At 70.7% G+C, this 22,741-nt stretch carries 24 protein-coding genes; 7 read left to right on the top strand and 17 right to left on the bottom strand.

The window, feature by feature from the left end; genetic code table 11:
• From KGQ19_RS17300 to KGQ19_RS17290, 3 genes are all read right to left on the bottom strand, one after another.
• Positions 1-421, bottom strand: a 421-nt coding sequence (locus tag KGQ19_RS17300) for a hypothetical protein (protein WP_212010206.1), incomplete at its 3' end; no start/stop codon positions are given.
• 22 nt (positions 422-443) lie between these two features.
• Positions 444-767, bottom strand: coding sequence for a hypothetical protein (locus KGQ19_RS17295; protein ID WP_212010205.1), 324 nt, complete (start codon positions 765-767; stop codon positions 444-446).
• Between the two features lie 41 nt (positions 768-808).
• A complete protein-coding gene (locus KGQ19_RS17290; protein WP_212010204.1) occupies positions 809-1,660 on the bottom strand; it encodes an SAM-dependent methyltransferase in 852 nt (283 codons plus the stop codon).
• A 199-nt stretch (positions 1,661-1,859) separates the two neighbouring features.
• Between KGQ19_RS17290 and KGQ19_RS17285 the strand changes: the two genes are divergently transcribed.
• Complete coding sequence (locus KGQ19_RS17285) at positions 1,860-2,585, top strand: Type 1 glutamine amidotransferase-like domain-containing protein (RefSeq protein WP_212010203.1); 726 nt, start codon at positions 1,860-1,862, stop codon at positions 2,583-2,585.
• A 39-nt stretch (positions 2,586-2,624) separates the two neighbouring features.
• Here the strand turns inward: KGQ19_RS17285 and KGQ19_RS17280 are convergent, their stop codons facing one another.
• Positions 2,625-3,293 (bottom strand): peroxiredoxin-like family protein, encoded by a 669-nt coding sequence (locus tag KGQ19_RS17280; RefSeq protein ID WP_212010202.1) that lies wholly within the window; start codon positions 3,291-3,293, stop codon positions 2,625-2,627.
• 154 nt (positions 3,294-3,447) lie between these two features.
• On the opposite strand from KGQ19_RS17280, the gene KGQ19_RS17275 reads away from it, so the two are divergent.
• Positions 3,448-4,065 (top strand): TetR/AcrR family transcriptional regulator, encoded by a 618-nt coding sequence (locus KGQ19_RS17275; protein ID WP_212010201.1) that lies wholly within the window; start codon positions 3,448-3,450, stop codon positions 4,063-4,065.
• A 113-nt stretch (positions 4,066-4,178) separates the two neighbouring features.
• Here KGQ19_RS17275 and KGQ19_RS17270 read toward each other — a convergent pair whose 3' ends face one another.
• Entirely contained in the window at positions 4,179-4,523 is a 345-nt protein-coding gene (locus KGQ19_RS17270) for an ArsR/SmtB family transcription factor (RefSeq protein WP_212010200.1), read from the bottom strand.
• Positions 4,524-4,608: 85 nt separating this feature from the next.
• On the opposite strand from KGQ19_RS17270, the gene KGQ19_RS17265 reads away from it, so the two are divergent.
• On the top strand, positions 4,609-5,889 hold the full coding sequence (locus KGQ19_RS17265; protein ID WP_212010199.1) for an MFS transporter: 1,281 nt from the start codon (positions 4,609-4,611) through the stop codon (positions 5,887-5,889).
• Between the two features lie 9 nt (positions 5,890-5,898).
• Positions 5,899-6,921, top strand: coding sequence for an NAD(P)H-dependent flavin oxidoreductase (locus KGQ19_RS17260; protein WP_212010198.1), 1,023 nt, complete (start codon positions 5,899-5,901; stop codon positions 6,919-6,921).
• Between the two features lie 21 nt (positions 6,922-6,942).
• Here KGQ19_RS17260 and KGQ19_RS17255 read toward each other — a convergent pair whose 3' ends face one another.
• From KGQ19_RS17255 to KGQ19_RS17235, 5 genes are all read right to left on the bottom strand, one after another.
• Entirely contained in the window at positions 6,943-7,347 is a 405-nt protein-coding gene (locus tag KGQ19_RS17255) for a Fur family transcriptional regulator (protein ID WP_212010197.1), read from the bottom strand.
• A gap of 15 nt (positions 7,348-7,362) precedes the next feature.
• Entirely contained in the window at positions 7,363-8,274 is a 912-nt protein-coding gene (locus KGQ19_RS17250) for a metal ABC transporter permease (protein ID WP_212010196.1), read from the bottom strand.
• Entirely contained in the window at positions 8,271-9,173 is a 903-nt protein-coding gene (locus KGQ19_RS17245) for a metal ABC transporter permease (RefSeq protein ID WP_212010195.1), read from the bottom strand. The genes KGQ19_RS17250 and KGQ19_RS17245 overlap by 4 nt, the downstream gene beginning before the upstream one ends.
• Positions 9,163-10,218 (bottom strand): metal ABC transporter ATP-binding protein, encoded by a 1,056-nt coding sequence (locus KGQ19_RS17240; RefSeq protein WP_212010194.1) that lies wholly within the window; start codon positions 10,216-10,218, stop codon positions 9,163-9,165. Before KGQ19_RS17240 ends, KGQ19_RS17245 begins: the two co-directional genes overlap by 11 nt.
• Before the next feature lie 69 nt (positions 10,219-10,287).
• On the bottom strand, positions 10,288-11,280 hold the full coding sequence (locus KGQ19_RS17235; protein WP_230418785.1) for a metal ABC transporter solute-binding protein, Zn/Mn family: 993 nt from the start codon (positions 11,278-11,280) through the stop codon (positions 10,288-10,290).
• 101 nt (positions 11,281-11,381) lie between these two features.
• Between KGQ19_RS17235 and KGQ19_RS17230 the strand changes: the two genes are divergently transcribed.
• Positions 11,382-11,879, top strand: a complete 498-nt coding sequence (locus KGQ19_RS17230; protein ID WP_212010193.1) for a DinB family protein — start codon at positions 11,382-11,384, stop codon at positions 11,877-11,879.
• 8 nt (positions 11,880-11,887) lie between these two features.
• Here KGQ19_RS17230 and KGQ19_RS17225 read toward each other — a convergent pair whose 3' ends face one another.
• A complete protein-coding gene (locus tag KGQ19_RS17225) occupies positions 11,888-12,649 on the bottom strand; it encodes a YidC/Oxa1 family membrane protein insertase (protein WP_212010192.1) in 762 nt (253 codons plus the stop codon).
• Positions 12,650-12,777: 128 nt separating this feature from the next.
• Positions 12,778-13,077, bottom strand: a complete 300-nt coding sequence (locus KGQ19_RS51915; RefSeq protein ID WP_212010191.1) for a DUF6412 domain-containing protein — start codon at positions 13,075-13,077, stop codon at positions 12,778-12,780.
• A 130-nt stretch (positions 13,078-13,207) separates the two neighbouring features.
• Here KGQ19_RS51915 and KGQ19_RS17215 point away from each other — a divergent pair, with 130 nt between their 5' ends.
• Complete coding sequence (locus KGQ19_RS17215) at positions 13,208-13,747, top strand: SigE family RNA polymerase sigma factor (RefSeq protein ID WP_212010190.1); 540 nt, start codon at positions 13,208-13,210, stop codon at positions 13,745-13,747.
• The gene (locus KGQ19_RS53435) at positions 13,744-14,943 is read left to right on the top strand and encodes a hypothetical protein (RefSeq protein WP_212010189.1); all 1,200 of its coding nucleotides are present in this window, start codon (positions 13,744-13,746) and stop codon (positions 14,941-14,943) included. Before KGQ19_RS17215 ends, KGQ19_RS53435 begins: the two co-directional genes overlap by 4 nt.
• A gap of 1 nt (position 14,944) precedes the next feature.
• On the opposite strand, the gene KGQ19_RS17205 is transcribed toward KGQ19_RS53435, so the two are convergent.
• From KGQ19_RS17205 to KGQ19_RS17185, 5 genes are read right to left on the bottom strand one after another with little or no spacing between them, the layout of a single operon-like run.
• Entirely contained in the window at positions 14,945-15,613 is a 669-nt protein-coding gene (locus KGQ19_RS17205; RefSeq protein ID WP_212010188.1) for a hypothetical protein, read from the bottom strand.
• A 4-nt stretch (positions 15,614-15,617) separates the two neighbouring features.
• Positions 15,618-16,511 (bottom strand): hypothetical protein, encoded by an 894-nt coding sequence (locus KGQ19_RS17200; RefSeq protein WP_212010187.1) that lies wholly within the window; start codon positions 16,509-16,511, stop codon positions 15,618-15,620.
• Between the two features lie 27 nt (positions 16,512-16,538).
• Positions 16,539-17,975, bottom strand: coding sequence for a WXG100 family type VII secretion target (locus tag KGQ19_RS17195; RefSeq protein ID WP_212010186.1), 1,437 nt, complete (start codon positions 17,973-17,975; stop codon positions 16,539-16,541).
• A gap of 16 nt (positions 17,976-17,991) precedes the next feature.
• A complete protein-coding gene (locus KGQ19_RS17190) occupies positions 17,992-18,276 on the bottom strand; it encodes a hypothetical protein (protein WP_212010185.1) in 285 nt (94 codons plus the stop codon).
• A complete protein-coding gene (locus tag KGQ19_RS17185) occupies positions 18,276-22,715 on the bottom strand; it encodes an FtsK/SpoIIIE domain-containing protein (protein WP_212010184.1) in 4,440 nt (1,479 codons plus the stop codon). Before KGQ19_RS17185 ends, KGQ19_RS17190 begins: the two co-directional genes overlap by 1 nt.
• Positions 22,716-22,741 lie beyond the last annotated feature (26 nt).

Genomic DNA, 22,741 nt, shown 5'->3' with positions numbered 1-22,741 from the left:
AGTTTCCCTGAGGTTGCCGAGGCCCGCCGGAGGCCCGGCCCTTCACCATGGGTTTGACCTTGATCTTGCTGTTGATCTTGCCTGTGCCCTTGATCTTGCTCTTGATCTGGCCTGTGCCCTTGTCCTGACTTGCCGGTGTTGAAGAGGCCTGAGGTGGGGCGGGGTTGTGAACGCGGAAACCGGCAGCCGAGAAACACACCCACCACCCCGAACCCCGAACCGGCACAACTATGACCGAAGGCCGTAAAAATCGCCTTTCAACCCACGCCCCAACAGCAACCCGGACCACAAACCCCAGCCCCAAAAAAACCCGAACCCGAACAGCCCCACGCCAGAGCAGGGCAACGGCGATCCGGTGCGCCGGACCAAAGAGCTGGCCCAAAAAGCTGGCCCAAAAAACCAGCTCAAAGAGCCGGACCAAAGTGCCACATCACCGAGCCAAATCAGAGCGGCAGCCGCGTAAGCGCAGCCTTGAACTCCTCAATAATCTTGCGCCCAGGACTACGGAACGCCGCATAGAGGTTGTCAACATTCGCTGTCGCCTTCGCGGTGATCTGCGTCGTCGTCGGGCCGACCGGCGTCAAGGTCACGACGAGTCCGCCCCAGACGGTGGCGGACTTGAACGTGCCCTCCACGCGGCCGGCGGCGTCGTCCACCATGGTGAGGGTGAATCCGGCTGCCTGCATGGCCGCGACGCATCTCGGGCCCCAGTAGGTGCTGGGGCCGTCGAACACTACGGATTCTTCCAGTGACTTGCGGATCGCCATGATGGCAGGCTACCTCCCCCGGGTGTGGCCGCTCAGCCGGTTCAGGCGGTGCTTTCGTCTTCGTGGCCTGACAGTGGCTTGCGGGCCAGGACTCCGTAGGTGCGCAGGATCGGTGTCTCGGCGGCGTTCGGCTCGGGTTCCCACTGGTCGACCGTCACCAGGCCCGGGGGCTGGATCTCCAGGCCTGTCAGCCAGGCCGCGATGACCTCGGGCTCGCGGTTGATGAAGGGGACGCGGGTGGAGCGCTGGTAGTCGTCGAGCATTTGTTGTTGCTCGCCGGGGTGCGCCAGGTCCGGGGCTGCGTGGGACAGGGCCAGGTAGCTGCCTGGGGCGGTGGCGGCGATGTAGGCGGCGACGATGGCGGCCGGGTCCTCGCTGTCCGGGACGAAGTGCAGGACCGCGTTCATCAGTACCGCGACCGGCTTTGACATGTCCAGTGTCTGCTGGAGCAGTGGGTGGGCCAGCACGGTCTCGGGGCGGCGGAGGTCGGCCAGGATCGCGACGGCGTTGGGGACGTCGGTCAGCAGGGCCCGGGCGTGGGCGATGGCGACCTGGTCCACGTCGACGTAGACCACGCGTGCCTCGGGGTTCGTCTCCATCGCGACCTCGTGAACGTTGCCCACGGTCGGTACACCGGAGCCCAGGTCCAGGAACTGGGTGATGCCTTCGGAGCGGGCCAGGCGGCGCACCACCCGGCCGAGGAAGGCGCGGTTGGCGCGGATGGCGCCGACCAGGGTGGGCATGGCCTCGGCGGCCCGTCGGCCGGCCTCCCGGTCGGCCTCGAAGTTCTGGCTGCCGCCCAGCCAGAAGTCGTAGATGCGAGCCGGACTGGGCTGCGAAGGGTCAATGTCCGGAAGACTCAAGGCCAGCTCCGCAACGTCGATCGCGTCCATAGACACCAAAATATCGCCGACGCCGGATCCGGGGCCGGGTTGAGCGTGAGGAACGGCGTGCCGTCCTTGAGGATCCGGACGGCGACACCGCTTTGCCGGGCCAGCCTGCCTCGGTGGACGCGTCTGTGCAACTGGAAGCGGCCGCGGCTGCTCAGCGCTGGCGTTTTGAGGTGTCTGCCGGTGCGCTACCGTCGGTGCCATGGCAGCAGACGGACGGAAGCACATCCTGGCGATCGGCGGCGGCGCCATGATGCCGCGCGAGGACGTTCCGCTCTACTTCGAGCTGGCGTGGCGGCTCAGCGGCAAGACCCGGCCGAAGATGTGCGTGCTGAACACCGCCGAGGGCGACAACCCGGCCACCACCCTGCGCTTCTACGACCGTCTCGCCGGCGCCCCGGCGGATGTGCGCCATCTGGCCCTGTTCCCGATGCCGAACGTCGCAGACCCCGAAGACCTGCTGCTGTCCCAGGATGTGGTGTGGGTCGGCGGCGGCAGCGTGGCCAACATGCTGGCGGTGTGGCGCGTGCACGGCCTGGACCAGGTGTTCCGCAAGGCCTGGGAAGCCGGCGTGGTACTGCTCGGCTCCAGCGCCGGCGGGATCTGCTGGTTCGAGGGCGGGACCACGGACTCGTTCGGCCCGGACCTGCGGCCGTTCACCGACGCACTCGGGTTCCTGAAGGGCTCGTACTGCCCGCACTACGCCTCCGAGGCCCGGCGTCGGCCGCTGTTCCACGGGCTCGTCGCCGAGGGCGCGCTGCCGGACGGGTTCGCGTGCGACGACGGGGTCGGGCTGCATTACGTGGACGAGGAGTTGGCGGAGGCCGTCGCGGATCGGCCGGGGGCCGTGGCGTTCTCGGTGCGGCGCGGTGCGGACGGTGTGGTCGAGGAGACCGCGTTGCCGACGCGGTTTCTGGGTGGTGAGTGAGGGGGCTGCCCGTCAGCCCCCTCAGCCCTCTCAGCTCCGTCAGCTCCTGTCGGTTTCGAGGGCGGCAAGCGCGGTGAGGACATCGGCGACCTCGGTGCGAGCCGTGTAGTCAGGCTGGATGTCCACGAAGCGCACGGTTCGGTCCTGGCCGACGATCAGCACGGTCGGGCGGGGAAGGTAGACCGAGCCTTCGGCGTTGACCGCGGCCAGGTCCAGACCCAGCTGCTGCTGGGCGGCGAGGACTTCGTCGGGCTGCCGGAAAGCGATTCCGAGGCTCTGGGCCACGCGGCTGCCGGGGTCGGAGAGCACCGTGAAGGCCAGCTCCGCCTTCTCAGCGGTGGACAGGGATTCATCGGGTGTCTGAGGGCTGATGGCCACCAGCCGGGCGCCGAACGCATCGAGCTCGGGGAGCAGCTCGCGCTGGTAGGTGCGCAGCGCCACATTGCAGTAGGGGCACCAGCCGCCGCGGTAGAACACGATCACGGCGGGACCGGCCGCGAGGAGCTGATCGAGGCTGACGGGCCGGCCGGCGGCGTCGTCGAGCGTGAACGGCTCCACCCGGTCACCGGTCTTGACCGCGTCGGCGGGGATCCCCGTCTCGAGCAGGTCCGCGACGCTGCGGTCGAAGACCGCGACCACCTCGCCGGGGAGCCGCTCGGCCGAGGCGGCCTTGATCTGGCCGGACTGCTCACTGATGGTGGCGGACATCGGACCTCCATGGGTTGGTGAGGGCTCGGAGTGACGAGCCGTTGAGTGACAGAGCCGTTGGTGACGTCAGTGGCGCTAGTGGACTGTGCAGTCCACTACTACCCTGACCGACGCGGAGTGGACTGTCAAGTCCAGTCGGTGGGATACTGCGGCTATGGGAGTACAGCCGACAACCGAGCGGGGGCGCCGGACCCGCGAACGCATCGTGGCCGCCGCGGCCGAGGTCGTCGCGCAGAAGGGGGCCCTCGGGGCGAGCCTGGACGAGGTCGGCGAACGCGCCGCCGCCTCACGCAGCCAGCTGTACCACTATTTCGACGACAAATCCGACCTGCTGCGCGCGGTGGCCGAGTCGACCAACGAGGCGGTGCTCGGCGCCCAAGACGATCTCTTCGCAGGCCTCGGCACGTGGCCGGGCCTGGTGCGTTGGACCGACGCCCTCGTAGCCTTGCAAGAGGAGCGGGGCGGGGTGGGGGGCTGTCCGATCGCCAACCTCCTGGGCCAGCTCGGCGAACGCGACGACGAGATCCGGGCGGTCCTCTCCGATGGCTTCGACCGCTGGGAGGCCAGTATCCGAGCCGGTCTCACCGCCATGGTCGCCTCCGGCGAGCTTCGGGCCGACGCCGACGCCGACTGGCTCGCGGCGTCTACGCTCGCCAGCCTCCAGGGCGGGCTCATCCTCGCGCAGGCCCGCCGCGACCCGCTGCCGCTGCGCCGTGCGCTCGACGGCGCGATCCGCCTCATCGCGACCTACCGCACGACGACAAAGGCCTGACTGACACCTGGCCGGCACCTGGCCAACGCGGGGCTGGACACGGGGCGGAACGCGGGGACGGAAGATACCGGCGCGGAAGATGCCCGCGCGGAAGATGCCGGGGCGTGCGCGTATCAGAACCCGGCCATGACCTCGCGCCCCTGCGGGATCGCCAGATCGAGCAGCCCCGGGAACAGTTCGTCCAGATCCCCGCGGCGCAGCCGGTTCAGCCGCCGCGTCCCCTCGTCGCGCTGCCGGATGACGCCGGCCTCGCGGAGCGTCCGGAAGTGGCCGCTCTGCGTGGACTTGCTCACCGGCAGCTGGAACACGCCGCAGGCCAGTTCGCCGTCCGGTTCGACGTCGGCCAGGCGGGCGACGATCGCCAGCCGCATGGGGTCGCTCAGCGCCGCCAGGACCGCGGTGAAGCGCAGCTCGGTGCGGTCCGGGTGGGTGAGTTCGGTGGCGGTGCGACTGGCCATGGATCCAGTCTAGAGCATCATGTTCGCGATTCTCGAACATCTGCTATGTTCGAGATAACCGAACATGTTGCCCCGGGAGGGACTCATGGCGCCCGATCGCCTTGCCACCGCTACCGCCGCTACCACCGCCGCCACCGGCACTGCTGGAACTGCCTCCACCGGCACCGCTACCGCCGCACCCGGCGGGCTGTCGGTGGCAGGTCGGCGGATCCGTTTCTGGGGAACGGCCTACACGTTCCTGATCCTCCTGACCGGCACGAACCTGCCGACCCCGCTCTACAAGGGCTACGAGGCCCGCTTCGGCTTCTCGCCGCTGACCCTGACGCTGATCTTCACCGCGTATGTCGCGGTCCTGATTCCCTCGCTCCTCGTGGTCGGCCCGGCCGCGGACGCCGTCGGCTACCGCGTGATGCTGGTGCCGGCCCTGGTCGTGGCGGCGGGCGGAGCGCTGGTGTTCGCGTTGGCGTCCAGCACCGGATGGCTGTTCGCCGGACGCGTCCTGCAAGGCGTCGCGATCGGCGCGGCGACCGGGCCGTTGACCGCGTCGCTGACCGGGCTCGAACCCGACGGCGACCGGCGCAAGGCGGCGTTGGTGTCGACGGTGGCCACGGCCGGCGGCCTCGGGCTCGGGCCGCTGCTGGCGGGTTTCCTGGCGCAGTACGCACCGGCGCCGCGGGTGTTCCCGTTCGTGCTGGAGATCGTGCTGCTGGTCCCGGCCATGGTGCTGGTCCTGTCGCTGCCCGCGCACCAGGCCCGCACGCGCTGGCGTCCGCGACGCCCCGAGATCCCGGCCGCGCTGCGCTCGGAGTTCGCGACCAGCGGGACGGCGTGCTTCGCGGCGTTCGCCGTCGTGGGGCTGTTCCTCACCCTGATCCCGACCTACGTGGCGACGCTGTCCGGCAGCAAGAACCTGTTCCTCGGCGGCGCGGCGGTGGCCCTGATGCTGGCCTGCTCGGCGACCGCGCAGGTTCTCGGCTACGGCCGTTCGGCGCGCGGGCTGGAGATCGCCGGACTGCCGCTGCTGGCGATCGGGCTGGCGTCGCTCGCGGTGGCGGGCAACGTGTCGTCGCTGGCGCTGCTGCTCGGCGCGACCGTGGTGGCCGGCGTCGGGCAGGGGCTGACGTTCCTCGGCGGGCTGACGGCGATCAACAGCGGGGCACCGGCGGACCGGCGCGCGGACGTGATGTCGAGCTTCTTCGTGATCCTGTATCTGGGAGTCGGCGTGCCGGTGGTCGGGGTCGGCTTCGTCGCGACGCGAGTGGGGTTGCTCACAGCGGTGCAGTACTTCGCCTGGGGAGCTGCGGTGTTGTGCGTGGTGGTGTTGGCGGTGCTCGCCCGGATGGCTCGGCGGGCGGAAGTCAGGTAGGCATGACCCATGACCGGGTTTCTGGAGTCCGAACTGCCGATCGTGGCCGCGCCGATGGCGGGTGGGCCGACCACGGTCGCCCTCGTGGGCGCGGTGCAGGGAGCCGGCGCGTTCCCGTTTCTGGCAGGCGGCTACAAGAAAGCCGAGGCGCTGGCCGCGGAAGTCCGGCAGGTTCGCGAACTCGGCGGGACGTTCGGCGTGAACCTGTTCGTGCCGGGGGCCGACGCGGTGGACGCCGCGGCGTTCCGCGCCTACGCCGCGGAGTTGGCACCCGAGGCCGCGCCGTACGGGCTGGAACTGAACCCGCAGCCGGTCGTGGATGACGACGATGAGTGGCCTGACAAGCTCGCGCTACTCCTGGCCGAGCCGGTGCCGGTGGTGTCGCTGACGTTCGGCTTGCCGGACGTGCGCGACATCGCGGCGCTGCGCCGGGTCGGGAGCCGGGTGCTGGCGACGGTGACGACGGCCGCCGAGGCGAAGATCGCCCGGGACGCGGGGGTCGACGGGCTCGTCGTCCAGGCTCCCGCAGCCGGCGGACACAGCGGGACCTACGATCCGCTGCGGACGCTCACACCGGTGAGCGCGCCGGATCTGGTGCGCGAGGTGCGGGCGGCCGTGGAGCTGCCGGTCGTGGTCGGCGGCGGGGTGGCGAGCGCCGAGGATGTCAGGGTTCTCCTAGCGGCCGGCGCCGAAGCGGTCGTGGTAGGGACCCTGCTCCTGCGTACCGACGAGTCCGGCGCCTCGCAGACCCACAAGGACGCGCTCGCCGCCCCGATCTTCGCCGAGACCACGATCACCCACGCTTTCACCGGACGCCCCGCACGCGGCCTCCGCAACGGTTTCATCGACCGGCACGAGACCGCGGCCCCCTACGGCTACCCGGCGATCCACCACCTGACCCGCCCTCTCCGTCAGGCTGCTGCGAAGGCCGGTGACGCGGACCGGCTGCATCTGTGGGCCGGCACCGGGTTCCGGGCCGCGAGGGAAGTACCGGCGGTCGAGGTGATCCAAGAGCTGGCGCGCGGACTGTAGCTACAGCAGAGCCCGCAGCAGCTATAGGCAGAGGCCGTCAGGTTTCTGACACGTGCGACAGACCCCTGACAGCTCGACAACATGCGCGACCTCAGCGAATCCGAGCCGCCGCGCCGTGTCCTCAGCCCACCGCTCGACGATGTCGGATGCGACCGGCTCGCTGATCCCGCATGCCCGGCACACCAGGTAGTGCTGATGGTCGCCAGTGGTGCGGGCCCGATAGTGCTGGACTCCAGAGGTGTCGCGGAACGTGTCGGCGGCCCCGGCGGCCACCAAAGCGCTGAGTGTGCGATAGACCGTGGACAGGCCGATCCGATGGCCCGCGGAGCGCATCAGGTGGTGCAGGTCCTGCACCGTGATGAACTCCGCGTGGCCGGTGAGGCATTCGGCGATGATCTGGCGTTGCCGGGTGACGTATCCGGGCACGGCGGCGCGGCCCCGTCAGACGGAGACGGTGTCCGCGGTGGCGACCGGTTCCGCGACCCGGATGTGCGCCGGGGCCACAGCGGTCGCCGCCGAACGCACCGCCGCGCGGCGCCGGGCAGACCACCGATAGATCATGGCCGCCGCGTAGACGGCCGTGGCGACCGCCGTGATCGAGAAGCTGGGCGGCATGCGCGGCACGAAGTAGGCCAGCGTCAGCCCGGCCCACATCTCCCCCACGGCCAGCGCGACCGCCAGGCCCAGGCCCCGGAACGGCCGGTCGGTCAGCACCAGCGCGGTGCCGGCCGGCGCCGCGACCAATCCGAGCAGCAGCAACGCCCCGACGGCCTGCGTGGCCTCGGCGGTGGCCGCGCCGACCAGCGCCAAGAACACGAACCCCAGCACCCGGACCGGCACCCCGCGAGCGGCGGCCACGGCCTCGTCCAGGGTCGCGAACAGCAACGGCCGCGCGATGAACACCAGCGCCGCGACCACGCCGACGCCGATCCACAGCGCGGTCTGCGCCTGCGAGGAGGACAGGCCCAGTATCGAGCCGAACAGCACGTTGATCGTCGCCGAGCCGTTGCCGGACCCGGAACGGTTGGTCGTGTACAGCGTCAGGAAGAAGACCCCGAGCCCGAGGATCCACGCGAAGACGTTGCCGATCACCACGTCGTCGGCCCGTCCGCGCCGGCCGAGCGCGCCGAGCAGCAGCGCGACCGCGATCGTCGCGGCGAACAGGCCGACCCGCAGGTCGATGCCGAACGCCAGGGCCGCCAGCGCGCCGGTGAAGGCCACGTGCGACAAGGCGTCGCCGGTGAACACCTGCGCCCGCAGCACGAGGAAGAACCCGACCGCCCCGCAGGCCGCCGCGATCCCGGTCCCGCCGAGCAGCGCGTAGACCATGAACGGATGGCTGAACATGCTCATGAGACCCCCAGGGCTTCCACCATGTGCCGACGCCCGGCACCACGCCACCGCACGACGAACCCGTAGAGGTTCGCCAAGAGGTAGCAACCGAACGCGAAAGTCGTGATCCAGAAGCCGATCGGGTAGGGCGAGAAGTACGCCGCCCCCAAGCCGAACCACGTCACCGCCAACGCGAACACGACGGACAGGACCAGGCTGCGGCCGGGCCGCGCGGTGATCCGCTGCGCCGTGGCCGCCGGCATCACCAACAGCGCGAACACCAGCAGCGAGCCGGTGATCTGCGAGACCTCGGCGGCGGTGGCGCCGAGCAACACCAGGAACAGCAAACTGAGCGTGCGGGACGGGACGCCGCGCGCGTCGGCGACGGCCGGGTCGACCGAGGCGAACAGCAGCGGGCGGCCGATCAGCGCCATGGCCAGCAAGACCACGGCAGCGACGGCGGCGAGCACCGCGATGTCGCCGGGCGTGACGCCGAGGAAGCTGCCGAACAGCAGGGAGTTGACCCCGTTGAGAAAGCCCTTGTAGAGCGCGACGAACAGCATCCCGCAGGCCAGCGTGAAGGACTGCACTATGCCGGTCAGCGCGGACTCCTCGGCCATCCCGCCCTTGCCGCTGCGGGCCAGGGCCGCGATCACCGCCGCCGCCCCGATGCAGAACCCGAAGTAGCCCCACGAGGCGCTCACGCCGAGGAAGACCGCGGCCGCGGCGCCAGGGAAACCGGCCAGGGACACGGTGTGCGCGACGAAGGTCTGGCGCCGCAGCACCACGAACCAGCCGACGACGGCCGCCAGGACGGCGACGATCGTGCCGGCCCGGTAGGCGTTCACCATCGAGTCCAGCTTCCACATCTGGTCGATGTCGGAGAGCAGGTTCCAGGACAGGCCGGAGTCAGCGGGCATCGTCGGCCTCCGATCCGGCCGGGCGGCGGTCGGCGGCGCGCCGGTCAGAGGCGCGGCCATCCGTGACGCGACGGTCCGTCGCACGCCGGTCGGCATCACGACCGTCGCCGCCGACGAGCGCCCCGGCGTGCCGATCGGAGTGCATCACCGGCGCCTCCGGGCCGCCGACCACGACCAGCCGGCCGTCGGAGGCCCGCAGCACCTCGACCGGCGTGCGGAACAGCTTGGACAGGGTCTCGGTGGTGATGACCTCCTCCGGCGTGCCGGAGGCCGCGCCGCCGTCGGCCAGGTACACGACCCGGTCCAGGTAGGGCAGGATCGGGTTCACGTCGTGCGCGACCATCACCACGGCCACGTCCTCCGAGCGCGATATCCGGCCGATCAGGGCCGCGACAGAGGCCTGATTCGGCAGGTCGAGGGAGTCCAGCGGCTCGTCCAGCACCAGCAGCCGGGGCTTGCGGACCAGCGCCTGGGCGATCAGCAGCCGCTGCTGTTCGCCGCCGGAGCACTCGCCGATCGCCCGGTGCGCGTAGGCTGACGCGCCGACCAGTTCGATCACCTCGCGGACCCGGGCGTCGGCTTCCCGCCGCTTGGTGCCGCCGAACCGGCGGGTGCCGGGCAACGGGATGCCCCAGCGGTCGCCGTCCAGGCCGAGGCGGACGACGTCGATGCCGCGGATGCGCAGCGAGGCGTCGAAGGAGCGGCGCTGGGGCAGGTAGCCGATCTGCGCGCCTGCGGTGCCGGGGCGGTGGCCCAGGACCCGGACCTCGCCGGCGGCCGCGGGCAGCACCCCGAGCAGAACCTTGACCAGCGTTGACTTTCCGACGCCGTTCGGACCCAGGACGGCCACGAACTCGCCGCACTCGACCGTCAGATCGACGCCGCCCCACAGGGTGCGGCCCGCGACCGACGCCGAGGCGCCGCGCAGTTCCACGACCGCCACCGGTTCGTTGCCCGCGTTGCACACCCGGCTCTCGCCGTCCAGCAGCGCGGCCGCCGCCTCAGAATCCGTGTTCACCGCATCCACCGCATCCACCGCCGTCATCGTCTCCACCACTTTCCCGGGCCCGTCGGCTGCCAACGCCGCCGCCGCCCGCTTGCTTCCGCCAGGGCGTCAGTGGCCCGTCGCCTGGGCCAGTGCCGCCTTCAGCCCCTGCAGTTCGCCGACCATCCAGTCCTGGAAGGTAGCGGACGCCGGTGCGAGGGTCTCGGTCACGGTGGTCACCGGGATCCCGGCGGCCTTGGCCTCGTTGACCTGAGCCGCGATGTCCGGCGTCGAGTTCTGCGAGTTGTAGACGTAGACCTTGATCTGCTTGCCCTTGATCTGGCCGTCGATCGTGGTCTTGTCCGCCACCGAGGGGTCGTTGCCCTCGGAGATGTCCTTCAGGAACGAGTACGGCGTCAGCATCTTCAGGCCGAGGGTGTCGGCCAGCGGCGAGACGATGGACTCCGAGGCGCCGATCGGGGTGCCGGCGTACTGGGTCTTGATCTCGGACTCCAGCTGGTTAAAGGTGGCCAGCGTGGTGTTCTCGAAGCTCTGCTTCTGGGTGTCGAAGTAGGAGGCGTCGGCCGGGTCCAGTTTCTTGTACTCGGCGACGATGGCGTCGATGACCTTGTAGACGCTGTCGTGCGAGTACCACTGGTGCGGGTTGTCGCCGTCCTTGAGGCCCACCACGTCGCCGACGGTCAGGACGTCGCGGCCGGAGGCCGGGTTGGCCGAGACCAGCTTGGGGGCCCAGGAGGTGTCGTAGCCGATGCCGTTCTGGATGAACAGCTGCGCGCCGGCGATGAGCTTGGCGTCGTTCGGGGTGGCCTCGTAGGAGTGCGGGTCGGTGTCCGGGTTGGTGATGATCGACGTCTCGGCCACGTGCGTCCCGCCGAGCTGGAGCGCGATCGAGCCCCAGAAGTTCTCGGCGGCGACCACCGCGATCTTCGTGCTGGACCCGGCCTGGCCGCCCGGGACCGCCGCGGCGGCGGGCTTGGCCGTCGACTTGGTCGAGCAGCCCGCGGTCAGCGCCACGGCCACCCCGACCGCCAGCAGGCCGCCGGCCGCGCGCTTCAGACTCCCGTTCATGGAGACCCCCTCTATGTGCAGGCTCACGCTCATGAGCTTGATGATGAAAACCGTTTTCAAGTCCCGACAGCCGGAAGCATATGAAAATCGTTTCCACTTGGCAAGGTCACGCCGGGTAGCGAACAATGCGCGGGGTGACTGACGAACGTGCGAACCTGCTCCGTTACCTGCGCAGCCAGCGCGAACACGTCCTCGGCGCCCTGGAGGGCCTGGACGCCGAGACGCTGCGCCGCCCGATCCTGCCGTCCGGCTGGACCTGCCTGGCGCTGGTGAGCCATCTCACCTATGACGACGAGCGCTTCTGGTTCCGCGGCGTCATCGCCCGCGACCAGGAGGTCATCGACACCGTGGAGCGCCGGGAGCCCGGCGGCTGGAAGCTCGACGCGGACCTGCCGGCCGAGGAGGTGTTCGCCCGCTACCGCGCGGAGGCCGAACGCTCCGACGCGGTGCTGGCCGAGTGCGATCTGGACGCCGCCCCGACGTGGTGGCCGGAGTACGTGTTCGGCACGTGGCGGCTGGACTCGGTGCGGCAGATCGTCCTGCACCACATCACCGAGACCGCGACGCACGCCGGGCATCTGGATGTGGTGCGGGAGCTGATCGACGGCAGCCAGTGGGTGATTCAGGACTGAGCCGTGGTTCAGGACTGAGCGGGCTGCACCACCATTCGGCGCCGTTCGACGAGGGTCCACAGGGTTGTGGTCGCGACGTAGAGGCTGCTGGCGACCGGGAGTACGACGGCCCCGAGGACTGAGAAGTACGGCAGCAGGGACATCAGCTTGGTGACGCCGGGGGCGGGGGTACTCGCACCGGTCACCGGGACTGCGTCGAGCGCGGCACTCGCCCGCATCCGGCGCGAGGACCAGGTGGCCAGGACCGCGAGCGCCGCGATCAGCCCCACGAACACCGCGGCGTGCCCGAGCGCCACTGACGACCCGCTGAAGACGTCCCGGAAGTGGGAGCCGAGGCCGACGCCGAACAGCTGGTCGCTGAGCAGTGCGTTGTGGTGCCCGCCGATGGTCGGCGAGACGAAGAGCCGGTACACGACGATGAACACCGGGATCTGCACCAGCCCGAGTCCGATGCCGGGCGCCAGCTTCACGCCGTTGGCCCGGTACAACTCGACGGTCTCGCGCTGGGCGCGCAGCGGGTCGTTCTTGTACTTGCGCTGGAGCTTCTGCACGGCCGGGGCGAGCGCGGCGCGGGCCTTCTGCCCGGACAGTTGCGCCGTCATCTGGGCCCGGTTCAGCGGGTGCAGACACAGGCGGACGGCGGCGGTGAACACGACGATCGCGACGGCCGGGCCGAGGCCGCCGAGCACCGGGACCAGCACGACGGACAGGCCGGTGACGGCGTGGTAGGCGGCGACGATGGCCGGGGTGAGCAGGGAGTAGAACGGCATGGCGAACCCCTTCGGGCATCTTGCGGATGGATGAGATCGGCGAGATGGACCGGGCCGGCATGGCCGCGGGTCAGCGGTGGCGGATCAGCGCTATCGGATCAGCGATCGCGGATCAGCGCGGCGGCCGGTCAGACGGTCGCGGGGTTCGATCCCGGCGGTCGGGGATGGGGCTTGCCGGCCGCATCGGGGTCGCGTTGCGGCAGGAACGCCGTGTCGCGCAACAAGGATCGCGCGGCGGCGGCGGTCTGCGCGGCCACCGCGGTCCCGGCCATCAGCACCGAGAACGCGCTGCGCCGCAGTGCGGCGGCGAGCAGCGCCAGGGCGGAGGCCGAGGCGACCAGGACGGCGGTGTTCTGCCCGCCGAACAGCACCAGGAGCGTGGCGAAGGCGGCGAGCAGTCTCGCGGCGGTCGCTCCTCGGTTCGTCACAGAGGTCAGCGTACAACCGCCGCCGCGACTGTGAAGAAGTCGGTCCACGCGATGCAACCCTCGGCACGGGCCCACGCATTAGTGATCTGGCAGTGTGCATCCACGCTGTGATCGAGACAGGGGGACGGCTGTGGGGGAACTGGCGCGGGACGCCGAGTTCACCGAATTCGCCAGGGCACGCGCGCCGTGGCTGCGCAAGGTCGGGTATCTGCTGTGCGGGGACTGGCACCGCGCGGACGACCTCGTCCAGGCCAGCATGCTCAGGCTCTACACCAGCTGGCACCGGGCCGGGCAGGTCGAGAACATCGACGGCTACGCGCGCCGGACGCTGATCAACGTGTTCCTGGCCGAACAGCGCGGGCCCTGGTGGCAGCGCGTAGTCAACCACGAGCGGGAGCCGGACCCGGAGGTGCTGGCCGACGCCCGGTCGGCGACGGTGCTGGACCTGGACGCGGCACTGGACCTGCGCGCCGCGCTCGCGGCGCTGCCGCCGAGGCAGCGTGCGGCCGTGGTGCTGCGTTACTACTGCGACCTGTCAGTCGATCAGACCGCTGAGATCCTGCAGTGTTCGGCGGGCAACGTGAAAAGCCAGACCTGGCACGGCCTGAAGACGCTGCGGGTCCGTTTGGAATCCGGGGCCGCCGACACCATGGAAGGACGAGGACTGTGAACGACGGACTCCACGGAAGCGATGACTTCGACGGACACGGTTTCGACGGGCACGATTTCGACGGGCCCGGCTTCGACGGACACGATTTCGATAGACACCATTTCCACGGGCCCGGCTTCGACCGCCTGAGCTCGCGGCTGACCGACCTGGCCGACGCCCCGGCACCGCCGAGCCCGTTCGATCCGGCTCGGGTGGCCGCCGTGGGCCGACGGCGGGTGTTGGCGGCTCGGGCCTCGGCTGTCGGGGGCAGCGGTGCACTCGCGGTGGCGGCGGTTTTCGGGATCGCGGCGGCGTTCGCCCCGACGGCGCCATCGGCGATCTCCGCCGCCGCGGCGGCCAGATCCGGAATCGGCGCCGATCCGCTGGCCACGGTCGCCCATTTCGGATGGCTGCCCGACTCGCTGCCGAACGTGAGCTACGAGGCCGCGGTCAACGGCCACGACAGTGATGTCACCGCCCAGGGGAACAAGTCGCCTGAGGGCGCACCCCGCGTCGATCTCCAGCCGCTTCCCGGCGACGGCCCCGGCGCGCCCAACATCCACGAGCGCATGATCCCGGCGACTCTGGACGACGGGCGCAAGGCGTACTGGGTCACCCAATCCGGGAATCAAGGTCAGTTCGCGGGGTTCTTCCAGCTGCGCTTCCCCGCGCAGGGCGGCCGGTGGTTCATGCTGACTTGGGACGTCAACTGGAACCAGTCCGCCGCCGCCGTTTCCAAGATCAGCGGGGTACCGGTGGACCCGGCGGCCTCTGGCGACAGCGCTCCGCCAGCCTCCGTCCCGGTCTCGGTGCAATGGCAGGCGACGCTGCTGCGCATCGCAACGCAGGTGACTGACACTCCGGCGCAGGTTCCCATGCCGTTCACCGTGGCGGGACTTCCAGCGGACCTCCAGCCGGACCAAGCCTTCCTGTGGCGCCCGGGCGGATTCGGCGACGGAGCGCCGGGGACCTGGAGCGCGATACTCGTCTTCGATAGAGACGGCGGGCCTGTCGACATCGAGGTCGGCCCGCACGGCTCGGTGAGCAGAACGAAGGATGACAAGTGCAAGACCTCGGCGGGCCTGGACGCCTGTGTGGAGGCCCCGGGCAACGCCGGTGGGCTCAATGAGGTCGGCGGACCGAAGGGACTGCTCAAACTCCTCACCCTGATCGGCCCCGACGAGAAACAGTGGACGACGGACGTCATCGTCCCCTGATTCAGGAGGCGACTCCTTCCAGCTCCGCGACGGTCGCGGTGACCATCGCCAGCACCTCGTCCTGGGTCGGCGCGGCGTCGCGCTCCACCCAGCGCAAAGTGGCGGCGATGGTGTCGAAGAGGAACACGATGGCGCGGACCACGGGGTCGTCGACGTCGGCGCCGGCCAGGACGGAGAACGTCATCAGGCCCCAGACGCCGGGGCGGGCCGGGTGCGGCAGGTAGTACGACACCCGGACTCCGACGGTGTCCCTGCCGTACATCTCCTGGTGGATGACGGCTGAGATCCGCGCGGCGGTGGCGCCGCCGATGTCGACGCACGACCCGTCCGGTCCGGCGTCGTCCAGGATCGAGGCCAGCAGTTGCTCGGGGTCCTGCGGATCCTGGTCTTCCAGGATGGTGATCAGCATCGAGCCGGGAATGCGGGTGCTGTTGAACTCGCGCAGGGGCATGACGACCCAGCGCGCGCCTTGGCGGCTGGCCTCGTCGGTGCTGGCGGTGAGCTGCTTGCGCAGTTCGCGGCGCCAGGGTTCGGCGCGGTCGCGGGGCAGGGTGGCGGGCAGGGCGCGGCCGATGATGCCGTCGATGGCCCATTTGCGCACGCGTTCGGTGTCCGGGGCGGTCGGCAGGACGGCCCAGCCGGCCGGCAGCACCAGTTCGACGTCGATCATCGGTTCACCCCCTGGCGGGCTCGGCCCGCGGGATCTGGTTCGGCACGGTCGGTGTGTTCGTGTTCGTGTTGGACGTGGCGCCGGCGGTCGGTGTGTTCGACGTGGCGCCGGCGGTCGGGTCGGTCGTCGTCCCGGCGTTCGTCCTGGAGGTCGAACCAAGCGCTGAATCCCTTGCGGGCTCAGGATTCGGCCCGATCGGCTTCGGATGCTCGGCGATCTGTTGCATCAGCTTCTCCACCCCCGGACCGATCAGCCCCATCAGCTGCAGATCCATCACCCGGGTCGTGAGCAGCACGTCGACCCGCGCCGCCGGCCGGTCCTCGGCGGCCGGCCAGTCCAGCCGCATCGCCGCGTCCAGCCGGCCGTAGGCGAGGTGGTCGTTGGTGCGCTGCACGCTGAGTACGCGGAGTCCGTCGCCGTACGGGGTGCTGACGTACTCGATCTGTCGGCCCAGGCCCAGGCCGCCGTCGGACGACGCCGGCTCGCCGCCGCCGGAGTCGGCCCCGACGAGTTCCATCAGATAGATCGGGTCGTCGGCGACCGGTGCCCGGTACTCGACCACCACCGGCACCGGGGACCAGCGCGGCCAGCCCTGGATGAAGGCGGTGCCCCAGGCCATGCGCTGCCACACCGGGAGGGTGGCGGCGCGGTCGGTCAGCCAGCGGGCGACACCGCGGCCGATGTTGTCGGCGGTGAAGGGGTAGTCCTCGGGCAGGTTCTCCTCGGCGATCCAGCGCTGGCGGAAGTCCTCGTCCCAGCCGTCGCGGGTCCACTCCTCGAACATCTCGACCACGCCGTCGGCCCAGGCGCTCTGTTCGTCCTCGGTGGCGCCGGGATCGGGGACCCGGCCCCAGAACCAGGGCACTGTGAGCTCGGCCGAATCATCGTCCGCTGTCATGGCTGTCGTCTCCTTTCCTTACCGCCATCAGGGATTCACCGCGGGGATCAGGCCGGACTCGCGTCCGCCGGTGTAGGAGATGCCGATGCCCAGGCCGAAGATGGCGTTGAAGCCGCCCCAGACGTACCAGGCCGGATTGATCTTGCCGCCGACGGCACCCATGATCCCGGCCAGCCCCTTGTAGCCGCTCCAGCCGCCGAGCACGCCGGCCCAGTCGGCGATGCTCTTCAGGGGGTTGGTGCCCAGGCCCTTCCACATGTTCCAGGCGTCGCCGATCTGCTTGCCGGCCGACCCCCAGAACCCGATCTCGGGGACGGCGCCCATCTTGCCGCCGTAGAACCCCAGCATGCCGGGCAGGTTGCCGGCCTTGCCGCCGAGCCAGGCCAGGGCACTGTTGGTGACCGGGTTGTTGTACCAGTCGGACATGTGGTCCCACTTGGTGGCCGCGTTGGTCACCGGGTCGATCAGGAACTGGTCGTTCATGGTGGACGGGGCCGGGCCGATGGGGCGCAGCGGGATGTTGTTCAGGTCCCCGCCGAAGGTGTTGTCGGCGAAGCCCAGCTGCGGCGCGCCCGGCCGCCCGGTGATGCCCGCCAGCGCCTTGGCGTCGTTGGCCAGCCCCTTGGCCAGCTGGGCCGCCCCGATTCCGATGAAGCCCAGGCCCAGGCCGATCGCGCCGAAGACCACGTCCAACACGCTGCCTTTGCCGTCGGCGTAGAGGATCGAGTTGACGATCAGTGACGCCGCCCCGACCACCACCCCGGCCAACACCACGATGTCCAACCCGGGGACCAGCAGCGCCAGCGCGCCGAGCGCCATGCCGATGTAGCCCAGGATCTTGCTGAACCAGCCCAGGATCTCGTCGAGCTTGTCCTTGAAGGTGTCGGTCAGGCCGTCGTGGTAGTTCTTGCTGTTGACCGCGTCGCCGAACCGCTTGCCGGCCACGTTCAGCTGGTCCAGGGCGTTGTTGAGCCGGTTCTTGGCGGCGGAGAGCGCGTCGTTGGCCTGGTTCTCGGCGTTGGTCTTGTCAGTGCCCTTCTGCTGCTCCTGCGGCGAGACGGTGCCGTCCGTGCCCTTCTGCGGGTCGGGCATCGAAGTGGCCTGCTTCTGCTGGCCCGCGGCGCTGTTCGCGTCGTTCAGCGCCGCGGCCGTCTCGTCCAGGCCGGTCTGCAGTTCGGGCTCGTAGATCTTGATCTGGTCGGCGACGTCGTGATAGCGGACGCCGGCCTTCTGCAACTCGTCGTGCAGCGAGCCCGCGCTCTTGCGCAGCCCGTCGATGTACTGGCCGACCAGACCGTCGGCGTTGTCGTCCATCACCTTCTGCAGCCGGGAGACGGCGTCGTCGATGGTGGAGGCGATGTTCTGGTAGCGCTGCTGGGCCGAGGCGACCTCGTCCGGGTCGGCGTGGACCGGATCGGAGTCCAGGCCCAGCGCCTCCCAGCTGCCCAGGTTGCGGATGCTCACGGTTCCTCCCGCCGGGTCACGACTGCTGGTTCAGGCTGTCGGCGAGCTGCTGGTCGCCCTGCTGCCACGCCTGGTTGATCTTGTCGACCGAGTCCCGCAGCGACTTCATGTCCTTGACCATGGAGTCGCGGTGGATCCGCCAGTTGGCGGCGAAGTCGCCCATCGACAAGTTGGCGTTCTTCTGGCCCCACAGGCCCTTGTCCTCGTTCTGGAAGTCCAGCGCGCCCTCGAACTCGCCGATCAGCGAATTGAGATCGTTGAGCAGGCTCACCAGGTCGTCTCTGACGATGAGGTCGGCCATCAGGGCTCCTTGTTCGGGTTCTGGTTCTGGTTCCGGTTCTGGTCAGGACTCACGGTCGGGATCTGCGCGGTCATCAGGACGCCGTCGCCGAGGTGCACCAGGCAGGCGCCGGGGACCACGCGCGGCGCGAGTTGGGAGCGGGCCAGCCGGATGCCGACCAGGTCGCCGTTGCTCAGCTCGGGCGGGGACAGCAGCGCGCCGCGGCGGTTCTTCTTCACCTCGGCCTGCCAGCCGGAGAAGCCCATCGCCACCGAGCCGATCTCGCCGCCGAGGATCAGGCCTCTGTTACGGCCCGAACCGGTGCGGACGTAGGACCGCAGCCATTCCCGGGCCCGGCACTCGCGCCAGGCCTCGCCGTCGTCGATGATCAGCACCACCGGGCCCTCGCCCGGGTCGAGCAGCGCGGCCAGTTCCTCCTCGACCGGGTCCGATGCGCTCACCACGCCGCGCACCCCCGGGCGGCCGACCAGCGCGGTCAGCGGCGTCAGGCCCGGCGCGCCGATCACGATCTCGGCGCCGGTGCGCAGCAGCGATTCGGCCATCACCCCGAGCGCCGTGCTGCGCCCGGATCCAGAGGGTCCGGCGATCAGGAACGTCGGCCGGTCGCCGAACAGGGTCGCGCCCACCGGCTCCAACTCGTCGCCGCCGACGCCGAGCAACGCCCAGGGCTGTTTGCGTTCCTCTTCGAGATAGCCCCATGCTTCCTCGAACGTCAGCTGTGCCGGCAGCACCGCGATCCGGCCGGGCCGCTGGCTCTTGGGGACGTCGACCTCGCGGTCGGTCAGCTGGGAGGCCAGTGACCGCAGCGCGGAGACCTGCGCCGGGCCGGAGGGGTCGGCTGCGACCAGGGCGACCTGCGTCTCGGTGGAGCCCATCGAGCGGTAGCCACGGCCGGGCGCCATGTTCTCCGGGATCGTGCGCGGGTTCAGACCGACCAACGAGTAGTCGGACTTGTCCGGCAGTCGCAGTACCAGCTTGTCCTCGGTCAGGGAACTGATGCGGCCCGACATCAGGGTTCGGTCACCGGCGATCAGCACGTGCACGCCGACGCTGGCGCCCTCGCGCATCAGGGTGTGGATGATGTCGGTCAGCGAGCCGTTGTCGTGCTCGCTGAGCGTCCCCATGAACCCTTCCCAGCGGTCCAGCAGCAGCATGATGTGCGGCAGCCGTTCCTCCGGCGCACTGGCCCGGCGCTGTTCGGTGACGTCGGCGAACCCGCCCTCGCCGAGGATCCGCTGCCGGTTCATCACCTCGGCGTGCAGCCGCTTGAGCAGCCGGGAGGCGCGTTCGGTCTCCGAGCGCTGCACGATCGCGCCGCAGTGCGGGAACTTGCTCAGCGGCAGCAGCGCGCCGTTGCCGCAGTCCAGGCCGTACAGGTGCAGGTCCGGTACCGAGGCGGCACTGGCCGCGGCGGCTGCGATGGTGCGCAGCGCCTGGGACCGGCCCGAGCGCGGCGCGCCGATGATGTGGAAGTGGCCGAACGTGGCCAGATCGATGGTGACCGGCTCCTGCGCCTGCGCCGCCGGGAGGTCCTGGATCGCCCAGGAGAACACCGGCTCGCCGGACTCCGCGGGCGTCGGCTCGGTGGCGAGTTCCACCACGGGGGCCGTCGGCAGCGGCGGCAGCCAGGGGCGGCGCTGCTCGGGCAGGCCGAGCAAATCAGTGGTCTGGCGCAGCGCGGAGACCAGCACCGACAGGTCGGTGACCACGTCGGTCTCGGCGACCGCGGCCGGCCGCTCCGGTGCCGGCCGGCCCAGATCCAGCCAGTCCACCGGACGCAGGAACGGCGCCGGCGCGGCGACCGAGCGGTCCTTGGACGGCCGCCGGCCGCCGACGCGGCCGGTCTGGAACGGCAGCAGGGAGCTGTGACCCAGGCGCGCGTAGCCGCGGCCGGGATGCGTGGGCGAGATGCTCGCCGCGTCCCGGGCGTCGATGACGTCGGTGCTCTCCCCCGCGTCGGTGACCCGCAGCGCCACCCGCAGGTTCGTGTTGGCCCGGATCTCGGCGGACACCACGCCGGACGGCCGCTGGGTCGCCAGGATCAGATGGATACCCAGGGAACGGCCGCGCTGTGCGACGTTCACCAGACCGGTGACGAAGTCCGGCAGTTCGCGGACCATCGAGGCGAACTCGTCGATCACGATCAGCAGTCGCGGGATCGGTGCCAGGTCCGGCCGCCGGGTGGCGTAGTCGAGGTAGTCCTCCAGGTCCTTGGCCCCGGCGGCGGCCAGCAGCCGCTCGCGGTGCGTCAGCTCCGCGCCCAGCGAGGTGAGCGCGCGCTCGACCAGGTGTGTGTCCAGGTCGGTGACCATGCCGACGGTGTGCGGGAGGTCGACACAGTCCTTGAACGCCGCGCCGCCCTTGTAGTCCACGAGGACGAAGGTCATCGCGTCCGGCCGGTTGGCGACCGCGAGCGAGGCGACCAGGCTCTGCAAGAACTCTGACTTGCCCGAGCCGGTCGTCCCGGCGACCAGGCCGTGCGGGCCGTGCGCGACCAGGTCCAGGGCGAACGGGCCGTCGAGCGAGGCGCCGATGATCGCCTTGGTGCTGCGGCCTCCGGCGTGCCAGCGTCCGCTGAGGACTGCGGGGCTCGGGTCGGACAGATCCAGCAGGTCCAGCAGCCGGGCGGCGTCCGGCAGCGCCATCCCGCCGGCCACCTCGCTGACGTCGCGCAGCGGCGCCAGGCGGCGGCCGACCACCGGATACCAGTCGGCGCTCACGTCGTCGGCCAGGATCCCGTCGATCCGCGCGGCCCGCTGCTGACGCAGGCTCACCGGCTGGCCGGGGATGCCGCCGGCCAGGATCGTCGTGCACTCCTCGGGCAGCGTGCGCTCGTCGGCGTCGACGCAGATGCTGTAGACGCCGACGGCCGGGCCTTCGCGCAGGACCGTGACGACGCCGGGCAGCGCGCGCAGCCGCAGCGCGCCGTCCAGGACGACGACGATGTCCGGGTCGACACGGCCCGCGCCGGCGCCGGAGTCGAGCCGGGCCCGCTGGCGCGCGGCGATCAGATCTCCGAGCTCTGCGACGCGGTGGCCGAGCGTCTCGGCGTCCGCGCCGACCAGAGTCAGGGCTCGTTGTCCCAGGCTCGGCCGGGCGTGCGGGAGCCAGGTGGCCCAGTCCCACAGGCTGTCGCCGGCGGGGTCGGTGAGGACGTAGAGCTGGAGGTCGCGCGGGCTCTGCAGAACCGCGATCTGGCCGACCAGCCAGCGTGCCATGCGCCGCGGCCACTCCCCGCGCCCGGCCACACCGACCACACCGGCCTGCGCGATGGAGAACGCCGCGGGGGCGTCGTGGGCCGTGCGGTGCTGCGAGGTGCGCTGCGCGCCGTCGACCTGCTCGACCACCACTGAACTGTCCAGATCGGCCAGGCCGACCCGGACCAGGAGGTGGTCGGGATCGCTGCGACGGCGCTCCCACAGGCGACTTCGCGGACCGGTCGCGATCAGCAGCAGCTCGGCGGCGTCCGGGCTCCAGGACCGCAGCCGCAACCGCTCCAGCTCCATCGCGCGGCCGATGTCCTGCTCGGCGGCGGCCAGCTGCTCGACGTGCTCGGCCTGCATCCGGCGGTGTCCGACCTTGCCGGTGCGGCGGCCGTTGAGCCAGTTGCCGATCATCATCACCGGCGAGAACCCGGCCATCAGCAGATAGCTGGTGTTGTGCAGAATGGCCGTCATCACCACGCCCAGGCCGACCGGCATCAGGGCAGTGATCCAGGGCATGGGGCTCTGGCGGGCCGGCGCCGGCTCGGCGGGGAGCCGGAAAGAGTTGCGGGAATCCGGCGGCAGCAGCCGCGGCGGCCGGTTGTAGTCCAGCCACTCGCCTTCCGGCGAGACCTCGATCATCGCGTCGGGTTGCCGGACCGCGCCTTGTTCGTAGCGGCTCTCGCCGATCCGCACCTGCACGGCCTCGGGCCAGTCGGTCTCGGCGGCGGCGTCGGCGAGCGGGACCCGGTCCAGCTCCGGCGGCTCGCGCAGGGCGACCGGCCGGATCCGGACCGAGGCGTCCAGGCTGACCCGGACGGTGGCCACGACGCCGGGCTGGCCCGAGCCGAGCCGGACCGCGCACGAGGGGTCCGAGCCGATCTGGTGCACGCCGGCGCCCAGGTGCCAGACCCGGCCGCTGTCCTTGCCGGCGACGGCGCGGATGGTGACCAGGCCGGAGCCTGAAGCCGCCGGATGGCCGGGCTCCCCGGCCTCGCCGGGGGCGCCCAGCCACAGGACCGCGCCGTCGTGGATCCCGGCGGTGCCCAGCGGGCCGGCCAGGTCCACGCGGACGCCGTCGAGGAACACGGCTTCGGCGACGTCGGCCACGGCGTCCGCGCCGACCACGTCCAGCAGCCCCTTGACGACGTCCCGGACCGGTGTCGTGGGATCGGCGTCCACCACGACGTCATGCGACCGGCCCGCCGGCCGGGCCACGGTGATCAGCATGCGCATGGCGGTCGCCTCTCCCAGATCCGCTG

Origin of the sequence: Catenulispora pinistramenti, from assembly GCF_018274385.1 — a bacterium.
Lineage (GTDB): Bacteria > Actinomycetota > Actinomycetes > Streptomycetales > Catenulisporaceae > Catenulispora > Catenulispora pinistramenti.
The sequence above is the reverse complement of the archived record's forward strand: the minus strand, read 5'-3'. Positions and strand labels throughout refer to the sequence as shown.

Bases quoted from the DNA above. Each gene is read 5' to 3' on its own strand.
- KGQ19_RS17295 (WP_212010205.1), bottom strand. From the start codon at position 767: ATGGCGATCCGCAAGTCACTGGAAGAATCCGTAGTGTTCGACGGCCCC.
- KGQ19_RS17290 (WP_212010204.1), bottom strand. From the start codon at position 1,660: ATGGACGCGATCGACGTTGCGGAGCTGGCCTTGAGTCTTCCGGACATT.
- KGQ19_RS17285 (WP_212010203.1), top strand. From the start codon at position 1,860: ATGGCAGCAGACGGACGGAAGCACATCCTGGCGATCGGCGGCGGCGCC.
- KGQ19_RS17280 (WP_212010202.1), bottom strand. From the start codon at position 3,293: ATGTCCGCCACCATCAGTGAGCAGTCCGGCCAGATCAAGGCCGCCTCG.
- KGQ19_RS17275 (WP_212010201.1), top strand. From the start codon at position 3,448: ATGGGAGTACAGCCGACAACCGAGCGGGGGCGCCGGACCCGCGAACGC.
- KGQ19_RS17270 (WP_212010200.1), bottom strand. From the start codon at position 4,523: ATGGCCAGTCGCACCGCCACCGAACTCACCCACCCGGACCGCACCGAG.
- KGQ19_RS17265 (WP_212010199.1), top strand. From the start codon at position 4,609: ATGGCGCCCGATCGCCTTGCCACCGCTACCGCCGCTACCACCGCCGCC.
- KGQ19_RS17260 (WP_212010198.1), top strand. From the start codon at position 5,899: ATGACCGGGTTTCTGGAGTCCGAACTGCCGATCGTGGCCGCGCCGATG.
- KGQ19_RS17250 (WP_212010196.1), bottom strand. From the start codon at position 8,274: ATGAGCATGTTCAGCCATCCGTTCATGGTCTACGCGCTGCTCGGCGGG.
- KGQ19_RS17245 (WP_212010195.1), bottom strand. From the start codon at position 9,173: ATGCCCGCTGACTCCGGCCTGTCCTGGAACCTGCTCTCCGACATCGAC.
- KGQ19_RS17240 (WP_212010194.1), bottom strand. From the start codon at position 10,218: ATGACGGCGGTGGATGCGGTGGATGCGGTGAACACGGATTCTGAGGCG.
- KGQ19_RS17235 (WP_230418785.1), bottom strand. From the start codon at position 11,280: ATGAGCGTGAGCCTGCACATAGAGGGGGTCTCCATGAACGGGAGTCTG.
- KGQ19_RS17225 (WP_212010192.1), bottom strand. From the start codon at position 12,649: ATGCCGTTCTACTCCCTGCTCACCCCGGCCATCGTCGCCGCCTACCAC.
- KGQ19_RS17205 (WP_212010188.1), bottom strand. From the start codon at position 15,613: ATGATCGACGTCGAACTGGTGCTGCCGGCCGGCTGGGCCGTCCTGCCG.
- KGQ19_RS17200 (WP_212010187.1), bottom strand. From the start codon at position 16,511: ATGACAGCGGACGATGATTCGGCCGAGCTCACAGTGCCCTGGTTCTGG.
- KGQ19_RS17190 (WP_212010185.1), bottom strand. From the start codon at position 18,276: ATGGCCGACCTCATCGTCAGAGACGACCTGGTGAGCCTGCTCAACGAT.
- KGQ19_RS17185 (WP_212010184.1), bottom strand. From the start codon at position 22,715: ATGCGCATGCTGATCACCGTGGCCCGGCCGGCGGGCCGGTCGCATGAC.